The organism is Micromonospora sp. DT4 (genome assembly GCF_049841675.1).
Taxonomy (GTDB): Bacteria; Actinomycetota; Actinomycetes; order Mycobacteriales; family Micromonosporaceae; genus Micromonospora.
Genome location: NZ_JBNCKT010000158.1, coordinates 1 through 9,548, shown reverse-complemented (window position 1 = coordinate 9,548; position 9,548 = coordinate 1). Strand labels below are relative to the sequence as shown.

The 9,548-nt window shown below is 71.8% G+C and carries 14 protein-coding genes and 1 pseudogene; 7 read left to right on the top strand and 8 right to left on the bottom strand.

What is annotated here, in order from left to right; all coding sequences use genetic code 11:
* Positions 1-19 precede the first annotated feature (19 nt).
* The 5 genes from ACLQ24_RS27070 to ACLQ24_RS27050 form a co-directional block, all read right to left on the bottom strand.
* The gene (locus ACLQ24_RS27070; protein WP_425894567.1) at positions 20-685 is read right to left on the bottom strand and encodes a phosphotransferase enzyme family protein; all 666 of its coding nucleotides are present in this window, start codon (positions 683-685) and stop codon (positions 20-22) included.
* Positions 686-937: 252 nt separating this feature from the next.
* Complete coding sequence (locus ACLQ24_RS27065; protein ID WP_425894565.1) at positions 938-1,633, bottom strand: hypothetical protein; 696 nt, start codon at positions 1,631-1,633, stop codon at positions 938-940.
* Positions 1,630-2,124: a sigma-70 family RNA polymerase sigma factor gene (locus ACLQ24_RS27060; RefSeq protein WP_425894563.1), complete on the bottom strand. Its 495-nt coding sequence runs from the start codon at positions 2,122-2,124 to the stop codon at positions 1,630-1,632. The genes ACLQ24_RS27065 and ACLQ24_RS27060 overlap by 4 nt, the downstream gene beginning before the upstream one ends.
* Positions 2,125-2,226: 102 nt before the next feature.
* Positions 2,227-2,688 carry an HNH endonuclease gene (locus ACLQ24_RS27055; RefSeq protein ID WP_425894561.1) on the bottom strand — a complete coding sequence of 154 codons (462 nt, stop codon included), beginning with the start codon at positions 2,686-2,688 and terminating at the stop codon, positions 2,227-2,229.
* A gap of 32 nt (positions 2,689-2,720) precedes the next feature.
* Positions 2,721-2,879: a hypothetical protein gene (locus ACLQ24_RS27050; RefSeq protein ID WP_425894559.1), complete on the bottom strand. Its 159-nt coding sequence runs from the start codon at positions 2,877-2,879 to the stop codon at positions 2,721-2,723.
* Positions 2,880-2,888: 9 nt separating this feature from the next.
* Between ACLQ24_RS27050 and ACLQ24_RS27045 the strand changes: the two genes are divergently transcribed.
* Entirely contained in the window at positions 2,889-3,329 is a 441-nt protein-coding gene (locus ACLQ24_RS27045; RefSeq protein WP_425894557.1) for an RrF2 family transcriptional regulator, read from the top strand.
* Positions 3,330-3,385: 56 nt separating this feature from the next.
* On the opposite strand, the gene ACLQ24_RS27040 is transcribed toward ACLQ24_RS27045, so the two are convergent.
* Positions 3,386-3,613, bottom strand: a complete 228-nt coding sequence (locus tag ACLQ24_RS27040) for a hypothetical protein (RefSeq protein WP_425894555.1) — start codon at positions 3,611-3,613, stop codon at positions 3,386-3,388.
* Between the two features lie 83 nt (positions 3,614-3,696).
* The gene (locus ACLQ24_RS27035) at positions 3,697-4,485 is read right to left on the bottom strand and encodes a glycosyltransferase family 39 protein (protein WP_425894554.1); all 789 of its coding nucleotides are present in this window, start codon (positions 4,483-4,485) and stop codon (positions 3,697-3,699) included.
* An 86-nt stretch (positions 4,486-4,571) separates the two neighbouring features.
* On the opposite strand from ACLQ24_RS27035, the gene ACLQ24_RS27030 reads away from it, so the two are divergent.
* From ACLQ24_RS27030 to ACLQ24_RS27020, 3 genes are read left to right on the top strand one after another with little or no spacing between them, the layout of a single operon-like run.
* Positions 4,572-5,603 carry an aldo/keto reductase gene (locus tag ACLQ24_RS27030; protein WP_425894552.1) on the top strand — a complete coding sequence of 344 codons (1,032 nt, stop codon included), beginning with the start codon at positions 4,572-4,574 and terminating at the stop codon, positions 5,601-5,603.
* Positions 5,600-6,106, top strand: a complete 507-nt coding sequence (locus ACLQ24_RS27025; RefSeq protein WP_425894550.1) for a DUF664 domain-containing protein — start codon at positions 5,600-5,602, stop codon at positions 6,104-6,106. Before ACLQ24_RS27030 ends, ACLQ24_RS27025 begins: the two co-directional genes overlap by 4 nt.
* Positions 6,107-6,130: 24 nt before the next feature.
* Positions 6,131-6,766: a GNAT family N-acetyltransferase gene (locus ACLQ24_RS27020; RefSeq protein ID WP_425894548.1), complete on the top strand. Its 636-nt coding sequence runs from the start codon at positions 6,131-6,133 to the stop codon at positions 6,764-6,766.
* On the opposite strand, the gene ACLQ24_RS27015 is transcribed toward ACLQ24_RS27020, so the two are convergent.
* Complete coding sequence (locus ACLQ24_RS27015; RefSeq protein ID WP_425894546.1) at positions 6,719-6,982, bottom strand: flavin reductase; 264 nt, start codon at positions 6,980-6,982, stop codon at positions 6,719-6,721. The genes ACLQ24_RS27020 and ACLQ24_RS27015 overlap by 48 nt on opposite strands.
* A 201-nt stretch (positions 6,983-7,183) precedes the next feature.
* Here ACLQ24_RS27015 and ACLQ24_RS27010 point away from each other — a divergent pair.
* From ACLQ24_RS27010 to ACLQ24_RS27000, 3 genes and pseudogenes are all read left to right on the top strand, one after another.
* Positions 7,184-7,714 (top strand): annotated as a pseudogene (locus ACLQ24_RS27010) (GNAT family N-acetyltransferase); the annotation flags it as partial.
* 157 nt (positions 7,715-7,871) lie between these two features.
* Complete coding sequence (locus ACLQ24_RS27005) at positions 7,872-8,297, top strand: Hsp20/alpha crystallin family protein (protein ID WP_425894544.1); 426 nt, start codon at positions 7,872-7,874, stop codon at positions 8,295-8,297.
* A gap of 115 nt (positions 8,298-8,412) precedes the next feature.
* Positions 8,413-9,411: a tyrosine-type recombinase/integrase gene (locus ACLQ24_RS27000; RefSeq protein WP_425894542.1), complete on the top strand. Its 999-nt coding sequence runs from the start codon at positions 8,413-8,415 to the stop codon at positions 9,409-9,411.
* The last annotated feature ends 137 nt before the right edge of the window (positions 9,412-9,548 follow it).

The window sequence follows — 9,548 nt, the reverse complement described above, 5'->3', positions numbered from 1 at the left end:
ACCATCGACATCGCCACCATCAAGATCTGGCTCCGCGACCTCGCCCGCGAAACCTGATCCACAAGACACGGCCTAGCTCCGAGCCGTAGGCATCGCAGAGCATGCGCAGACGACGTGCCCGCTCGCCCAGGTGACTGTCGATAGCGTCACCGTTGTCGGGATCTGCCAGCGGCACCAGCCGATAGGCGAGATAAGCCAGGTCCCACGCACGAGGCCCGGGCGAGGCGGTATCCCAGTCGATGACTCCGGTGAGGCGTCGGTCGGTGAAGACCATGTTGTACGGCGCGAAGTCGTTGTGACAGACGACCGCAGTCGGCTGCCGCACCGGGGACTGCCACACCTCGTCGGCGGTGTCGAAGCCCGCGCTGGCCTGGTGAAGTTGCGCGAGGTGGACGGCCGCATCGGTCAGAACGTCCTGGCTCCAGACCCAGTCTGGCAGTGGGTACTGAGGCATGGTTCCCGGCAGGTACGAGACGTTGTCGCGCCCCCGCTCGTCGGTTCCCAACGGCTGCGGAACCCAGGTGAGGCCGCGCTCACGAAGATGCCCTAGCAGGCGTTGGATCGTCGGGCTCCACGCCCCGGCACCTCGTCGCACGGTGGCACCGACACGTATGGCGCCCCCCATGGTGCCCCCGTGCAGCGTCTCCTCCTGCTCGTTGACCACGTTCGCGCTGGGGTCGCTCATGCCGGACATCCTCGACGGGTGGGGGTGGCGATGCCACCGCGTTCCAGTGCCTCGACTCGCGCCTAATTAGCAGATTGCCGGTAAGAATAATTCGTTAATCCTTGCCCACAAACAGGACATACCGCACGCACATCATAATGACAGTTAATGTGCGTAAGAGATCAGGCTGTTGTACTCACGGGCCTGCCGCCGACGGTCAACGTCATCGCGGCGCCGATGATGATCACCGTCGCGCCTTCTCCCGCGGGCCGTTCATTTCGTCGCGGTGGCCCACTCGGCCGCCGTCGAGGGGCTGTAGTACCGGGTGAAACCGCAGCCCCACGCGATCGGGTCGGCGAGCGGCGCGCCACCCCAGCGGGGCGTGCCGGACACGAGCAAACGGGTGCCGACCTGATAGGCAGGGACATGCTCGGACGTGGTATCGCCCGTCCCGGCCCCCGCGGTGGGCGGCGACATGTCCACCACGGCGGTGCCCCCGTAGCCGCCCTTGAACCAGGTGTGCACCTGGAAGGTCACCGATCGCAGGTCCAGGGGCGGATGGTTGCTGCGCTCGGTTCGTGCCGGTCCGATGCCGGTCACGGTGCCGTCGAAGGCGAAGGGGAGCTCGGCGAGCGTCTGCGGTGAGTACGCCTTGACGCACTGCGCCGCGCCGAAGGCGAGCGGATCGCCCGGCTCGACCCCGGCCGGCAGGTCGGCCGCCGGCGCCGGAGCGACCGGTGTGAACGAGATGATGCCTGACGGCTGTGCCTGCGGCGTCGCGGCCGGCCGGTAGACGCCATACGCGCCCGCCGCAATGATCACCCCGGTCGTTGCCGCCGCCACCATCAGAGTCCGCCGCCTGCGGTGGACCCTGCGCACCGCCGCGGCGGCCACGGCCAGCTCGTCGGGGGCGTCGGCGGCCTCGGCCGCGAACAGTTCGCGCAGCTCGCGCTCGGTCGACTGGTTCATCGGGTCTCCCTCTGTGCGTCGATGTCCGCGGGCCCGCGCAGGCTCGCCAGGGCACGCGAGGCGGTGGCCCGCACCGAGCTCTCGCCGACCCCCATGGCCGCGGCGATCGCCGCGTCGTCCAGGTCGGCGTAGTACCGCAGGACAAGCACTGTGCGGGCGCGCGGGGCGAGCCTGTTCAGCAGCACCCGCATCTGGTCCCGGGCGGCGACTGCGTCGGCCGGGTCGGCCACCGTGGCGCCGGTCTCCTGGCGCAGGTCGGCGGGCCGCTCCGTCGTCCAGCGCCGGCGACGCCAGCTCAGGTGCGCGTTTACCAGCATGCGGCGTACGTAAGCCTCGGGGTCTGTCGCCGCGCGCACCCGCTTCCAGTGCCGGTACGTGTCGGCCAGTACGGTCTGGGCAAGATCCTCCGCTACTTGCCGGTCGCCGCTCAGGACGAACGCCAGGCGCACCAACGACCGGCCGTACCCCGCCACGAAATCCTCGAACGACACGCCCGCTCCCGTCATTGCTCCTCACTCAAGAGACGCATCGGCCGCCGCCCCACGCTGTAACCCTGGCTTGCAGATCTTGAACAGATTCCGCCGACGGGGTTCCTAGCTGTGCCCGTACGCCTGCCGGGCCTCGGCCACCTCGGCGGCCTGGCGCTGTCGCCACCGACGCTGCGCGTCGCGGTTGCAGGCGCGGCAGACCCGGCGGTACGTGCCGGTGACCGGGTCGATCTCCCGGTCGTGGCCGTTGCGGCAGCGCGGGTGGCGCTCGCGGGAGCGGCAGTTCTCGGCGTGCGTGACCTGGCGCAGGTGGGTGGGTTCGATGCAGTCGGGGACGCCGCAGACGTGGTCGACCTCCAGGTCGGGGTCGTAGTCGCCGACGAGGACGGCGTACGCGGCGATATGCGCCCACGCGCGCCCAGCCACCTTCTGGTGGACGCCACGCTCGGAGCCGTAGCCGGTGACGATGAGGCAGCCGGTCTCGGCTCGTGTGGAGCGCGCGAGCAGGTACTCCCGCAGGCTGTCGGGGGTGAAGTGGCGGGACAGCCCGTGGACGCCGGAGAGCATGTGGCGCAGCGTACGAGGTCCAGACGCCGCGGCTACCGGGGGAGGGTGGCGGCCTCGTCGGGTAGGTCGACGTCGGTGTCGTCGGCGACGTCGGCGCAGTCGACCAGCCGCACGGCCGGGCCGTGGGCGCGCAGGTAGTCGCGTGCGCCCCGGTCGTGAAGATGTCCGGCGGGGTCGAGTGGGCGCTGCACTGCTGCGTCGTGCTCACCACCAGCAGCAGGCCGGTCCCGGCCGCCCGGCTCGCGGAGCTGCACGACGTCTCCGGCAGTTACCTCGCCAAGCAGCTCCAGTCGCTGGCCCGCGCCGGGCTCATCTACTCCGTGCAGGGCAAATCCGGTGGCTACGCGCTGACCCGCGCGCCCGAGACGATCAGCGTGCTGGACGTGGTCCACGCCGTCGACGAGCCGGGTCCCGCCTTCGTGTGCACCGAGATCCGCCAGCGCGGCCCGCTGGCCACCCCGCCCAGCGAGTGCACCGGCGCGTGCCCGATCGCCCGCGCCATGTGGGCAGCCGAGACGGCGTGGCGCGACGCTCTCGCTGGCTTCACGATCGCCGACCTCGCCCGCGACGTGGACGTCGACTCCGGCCCCGAGGCCCTCGCCACCGTCCGTGCCTGGCTCACCGGCGACCCCGCCGGCTGACCGCCTCAGCCGGCGATGCCGACCGGCCACACCCAGACCAACCAGCGTGGCGTACCTCAGCCGGCGTGGCGTACCTCGGTGTCCCAGATCTGCGCCCACGGACGCCGCAGCCCTCGGCACACGTAGATCGGGCCGCCGTTCTCGTCGTTGGCCACCTCGACCCGCTGATCCACCCGCCCGGCGAGCACGCACTGCTCGAACCAACCGTTCAGCGCGTCGGGGCGCTCCCAGCCGACCGCGATGACCACGTCCGCGTCGGCGGGCGGCCGACCGAATTCGACCATGCTGTTGTGCCCGGAGTACGCCCGGGGCAGCCCCCGGTCCGGTCCGTAGCGCGCGACCGCCCCGGCCTCGCCGTAGTTGCCGGTCAGGATGACCGCCCGCGCGCGCTCCGACGCCGGCAGGCCACGGTGGACGGCGGCGAGTGAGTCGGCGAACGCCGGCCAGCCAATGGTCTCCCCGGCGTCGTAGTTGACGTCGACCACGAAGGCGGGCAGCCGGTCGGCCGGTAGCACCGGCAACAGCAGCACGACGCTGGGCAGCAGGAACAGCGCCGCGCCGGCCGGCGCAGCAACGCGACGAGACCGGCGATCCAGATCGGTACGGCGTACGGGCTGATGATGACGAACTGGAGGGTGAACGCGTCCAGGCGACCGCTGTCGGAGCTGTCCCCGGCGGAGATGGAGGCGGCCACGCCGAGCTGCGGGAAGCCGTGCGCGGCCTGCCAGACCAGGTTCGGCGCGGCCAGCACCAGGGCGATCCCGGCGGCGGCGAGCACCCACTTCGCACGCAGCAGCCGATGCGGTCCCGTGAGCACCACCCCGGCGATCAGGCCCAGGGCCAGCAGCGCGGGCAGCAGCTTGTTGAGCATGCCGACCCCGAGTACCAGTCCGAGCGGGAGCGCCCACCGGGTGTCGCCGGTGCGCAGCAACCGCACCGCGCACCACGCCACGCCGAGCCAGACCAGCAGGTCGACGGTCGTGGTGCTGAGCAGGTGCCCGCCGGCGAGGACGATGCCGGACAGCGCGGCCAGCACCGCGGCGAAAGTCTGCCCACCCGGGCCGCCGCCCAGCTCGCGGGCGATGGCGGCGACCAGCAGGAAGTACAGCTCGTCGCGGTGGTAGCCGTACCGCCCGGCGAACAGGAGCAGCGTCATGCGCGTGGGTGCCCGCAAAGCCTCCAGGTGCACGCGCTCCGAGCAGGTGCGAAAATCAGTTTTGCAACTCGGACCGAGAGGACGACATGCGATACCGCACTCTGGGCGCCACCGGCACGGTGGTGTCGACCCTCTGTCTGGGCACGATGACCTTCGGCGCGGAGACCGACGAGGAGGGCAGCTTCGCCCAGCTCGACCGGTTCGTCGAGGCCGGCGGCACGTTCCTCGACACCGCCGACGTCTACTCCAGGGGCGTCTCCGAGGAGATCGTCGGTCGCTGGTTGCGGGCCAGGCCCGACGTGCGTGACCGGCTCGTCATCGCCACCAAGGGCCGGTTCCCGATGGGCCCCGGGGCGAACGACGCCGGCCTGTCGCGGGTGCACCTCACCCGTGCCCTGGACGCGAGCCTGCGGCGTCTCGGTGTCGAGGCCGTCGACCTCTACCAGGCGCACGCGTGGGACCCGCTGACCCCGCTGCCCGAGACGCTGCGCTTCTTCGACGACGCGGTCCGCGCCGGCAAGATCCGCTACGCGGGGGTCAGCAACTTCACCGGCTGGCAGTTGCAGAAGGCCGCTCTGCTCACCCAGCACCTCAACCTCACCCCGATCGTGACCCTGCAACCGCAGTACAACCTGCTGGCTCGGGAGATCGAGTTCGAGCTGGTGCCGGTCTGCGAGAACGAGGGCATCGGCATCCTGCCGTGGTCGCCGCTGGGCGGGGGCTGGCTGACCGGCAAGTACCGGCGCGACTCCACGCCCACCGGGGCCACCCGGCTCGGTGAGAACCCGCAGCGCGGGGTCGAGGCGTACGCGGGTCGCAACGCGCAGGAGCGCACCTGGCGGGTGCTCGACGCGGTACGCCAGGTCGCGGGGGAACACGGCGCTTCCATGTCGGCGGTGTCGCTGGCCTGGCTGGCGGCCCGACCGGCGGTCACCTCGGTGATCCTGGGCGCGCGGACCACCGAGCAGCTCGACGACAACCTGACCGCCGCCGACCTCGTCCTGAACGCGGAGCAGATGCGGCTGCTGGACGAGGCGAGCGCGCCGCCGGTCGGCGACTACCCGTACGGCGGGGCCGGGGTCCGTCAGCGCGGCCGTGACCTGCCGACCGGCTCATGACGTCATTTCCCGAGCCCACCATCCCGACCGGCAGCCGCACGGAGGTCTTCCTACGCTACCTGGACTACTTCCGCGAGTCCATGGTCGCCAAGGTGTCGGCGCTGGACGAGTCGGAGCTGCGGCGCAGCCGGCTGCCGTCCGGGTGGACCCCCCTGGAGCTGCTCACCCACCTGCGCCACGTCGAGCTGCGCTGGATCGAGTGGGGCTTCGAAGGCCGGACCGTCGCCGAGCCGTGGGGCGACCGTCGCGACGACCGCTGGTACGTCGCCCCCGACGAGACCCGCGACGACCTGGTGGCGGCGTTGCGGGCGCAGGGCGCGCACACGTCCGCCGTGGTGTCCGCGCACGACCTGGCCGAGATCGGTGCGCCGGGCCCGCGCTGGAACGGCGCGGACCCGGCGTCGCTGGAACGGGTGCTGTTCCACCTGGTGCAGGAGTACGCCCGTCACCTCGGCCACCTCGACGTGGTCACCGAGCTGGCAGGAGACCCGACCGGGGAGTGAGGCCGCCGGCCCGATAATGGGCCGATGCCGCTGCTCGTCACCCCCGCCCTGCCTCCCGGAAGTCTCGCCGCCCAGGAGCAACCCCACCTTCGGGTACGCCCCGGGTTGGCGCTGCGGCCGTGGCGTGACGAGGACGCCCCGGTCGTGCGCGCCGCCTTCGACTGCCCGACGATCCAGCGGTGGCATGTCCGCCGTCTCGACAGCGACGACGAGGCGCGGGCGTGGACGGCGCAGTGGGCGGTCCACTGGCGTGCCGAGACGGCCGTGAGCTGGGCGATCGTCGAGGACGACGACCGGCCGGTCGGCCAGACGGGATTGCGGGACGTGCTGCTGAGCGAGGGGTCGGCGCAGGTGTCGTACTGGCTGCTGCCCGACGCGCGCGGTCGGGGGCTCGCCACCGAGGCGCTGGGGGCGTTGACGCTGTGGAGCTTCACGCAGGCGGGGTTGCACCGGTTGGAGCTGAACCACTCGACGGCCAACGCGGCGTCGTGCCGGGTCGCCACGCGGGGCGGCTTCGCCGTAGAGGGTGTGGCGCGCCAGTCGATGCGGCACGCCGACGGCTGGCACGACATGCACCAGCACGCGCGACTGCGCACCGACGGGCCGATCTGCTCAGCGGGGCTGCGCCCAGCCGACGAAACGCGGGGTCAGGTCGGGTAGCGCCACATCCGGGTTGAGCGCGGCGAGTTCGACCTCGGCCTCCTTCTGGACCGCCGCGAGGTGGGTCAACAGACCCGGACGGTCCTCGCGGTACTGGCCGAGCAGACGCAGCTTCGCGGTCGAACAGGGCCAGAGGATGCCGCAGACCGGGCAACGCCACGACGGGCGCAACGGGGAGTGCGTGCGTCTCCTGGCCTTTTCCTCGATGTGCGGCACGGCTGTCGTCCTCCTCATCGGCTGGTGGAAGCGGGGGCCGCTTCTGGTGGCGGAAACGGCCCCCGCTGCGAACGCGTCCGCCGGGTTCGGGTCCCTGCCGGCCGCGCCGTCGATACCCCACTTTGCCGGGAGTCTCTGGACAACCACACAGCGTTACGCAGTCTCCTTGGCGCAGCCCATTTGCTCCCACGGAGGAACGGCATGAACCACGCCTTTGTCGCAGCGCTCGCCGAGGCGGGCCACACGGCCGAGAGCCTCGCCGACCGGATCGGTGTGCACCCGAAGACCGTCGCCCGATGGGCGAACCCGGGCCACGTTCCCCAGAGTCGACACCGGGCTGACGCCGTCCGGCCCGACCATCCGGACGCGACACTCCTGTTGCGCGAGTACATGACGGAGATGGTGGTGCGCTACCACCGCCGCCCGGCTCGACCCGGCGAGGTCGACGCCGCGCTGGCCGAGATGCCCAGCGACGACCTGGCGTACCCGAGTGGTGTGCTCCTGCTCGCCCACCGCGGCACGGATCTGGCCGGCTGCGCCGGGTTGCGCTGGCACCGGGACTGGGCCGAGCTGACCCGGGTGTTCGTCCGGCCCGCGCACCGAGGCATGGGCGGAGGGGCCGCCCTGCTCGCCGCCGTCGAGGCGCGTGCCCTGGCCGCCGGAGCGGACCGGATTCGCCTGGACACCCGCGCCGACCTGGTCGAGGCCCGCGCGCTGTACGCCCGGCACGGCTACGCCGAGATCCCCGCGTACACGCACGGCCCGTACGCGGAGCACTGGTTCGAGAAGGAGTTGACGGCCGGCTCGGAAGGCGCTAAATAAGAAGAGGAAGTTGAGTCACCTCGACTCAACTATCACCTTTGGCCAGGAGAACCGAGGAGGCATGACCATGTTGATGCGTACCGACCCGTTCCGCGAGGTGGACCGGCTTGCCGAGCAGTTCTTCGGTACGGCAGCCCGTCCGGCGACGATGCAGCTCGACGCCTACCGCGACGGAGACTTCTTCTACGCCGCGTTCGACCTGCCCGGCGTCGACCCCGACACCATCGACTGCACCGTCGAGCGCAACGTCCTGACCGTCCGTGCCGAGCGCCGCCGACCCGCCGGCGACGGTATCGAGCTGGTCGCCGCTGAACGTCCGATGGGCACCTTCACCCGACGACTGTTCCTCGGTGACACCCTCGACACCGACAAGCTGGAGGCGGGCTACGAGCACGGGGTGCTGACGCTGCGCATCCCTGTCGCCGAGCGGGCCAAGCCCCGCCGGGTCACCATCACCGCCAACGGCAACGGCCGACGGCCGATCAACGCCTGAAACGCAGCCTTCGACGGCCGGCGCCCGCACCGAGGGCGCCGGCCGTCGGCGTGCGGTATCAGCGCGTCGGCGCGCCTGCGTGGCAATCCCATCCGCTGCTGAGAACCTTTTTCACATGGTGTCCTCCGACGCGCCCCTGCTCACCCGCCCCACCGCCCGACCGGCCCTGCCCAGCGCGCCGATGGACGTCACCGAGGCGTGGCTGCGCAACCGTCGGCTCTCCGAGCACACCCGCGACGCCTACCGGCGCGACGTCAGCGCGTTCCTCGGCTGGTGCGCCGGCCACGACCTGGACCCGCTGCGGGCCACGTTCCTGCACGTCAACGAGTACGCCCGCACGCTGGAGTCCACACTCGCGGCCCGCAGTGGCCGACCGTTGACCCCGGCGACCGTCGCACGCCGGCTGTCCGCCCTGTCGAGCTGGTACGACTTCCTCGTCAAGCTCGGTGGCGTGCCGGCCAACCCGGTCTCCGGCGCGGACCGGCCCCGCGTCGACCGGGACCACTCCGCCACCATCGGGCTCACGCCTGAGGAGGTGGACGCCCTGCTCACCGCCGCCGACGCCGAGACCGGCCCGACGGCGGCCCGTAACCGCGCGGCGATCGCGCTCCTGGCCGACCTGGGCCTGCGGGTCGGCGAGCTGGTCTCGTTGGACCTGACCGACCTCGGCGCCGAACGCGGGCACCGCAGCGTGCGTTTCGTCGGCAAGGGCGGCAAGCAGCGCCGTCGCGCCCTCACCCCCGGCACCGCGTACGCCGTCGACGCGTACCTGGCCCAGCGGGCCGCCGCCACCGGGGTGCCGGTGACGCAGCTGACCGGGCCGCTGCTGGTCACCGCCAGCGGCGCACGGCTCGACCGGCACTCGGTGTTCCGGATGGTCCGCCGCCTCGCCCGGGCCGCCGGCATTCCGGCCTGGGCGCGATTGTCCCCGCACTCGCTGCGACACGCGTTCGCCACCACCGCCCGCTCCGAGGGCGTACCCCTCGAAGACGTGCAGGACGCCATGGGGCACGCCGACCCGCGCACCACCCGCCGCTACGACCGGGACCGCCACAACCTCGACCGCGACCCGGCGTACGCGGTGTGGGCGGCCCGGTCGCGCCGGCGCGCCTGACCCCATGGTGTGGCCGGCGTGGATGAGACACGCGCCGCGGGCCAGGCATCAGAGCGGATTCTTATTGACCCGTAACCCAAATGGTTTGTGATCGTTTGGGGTGTATGGGCGTTACGGTGCGGGACGCGCGTCGGCTT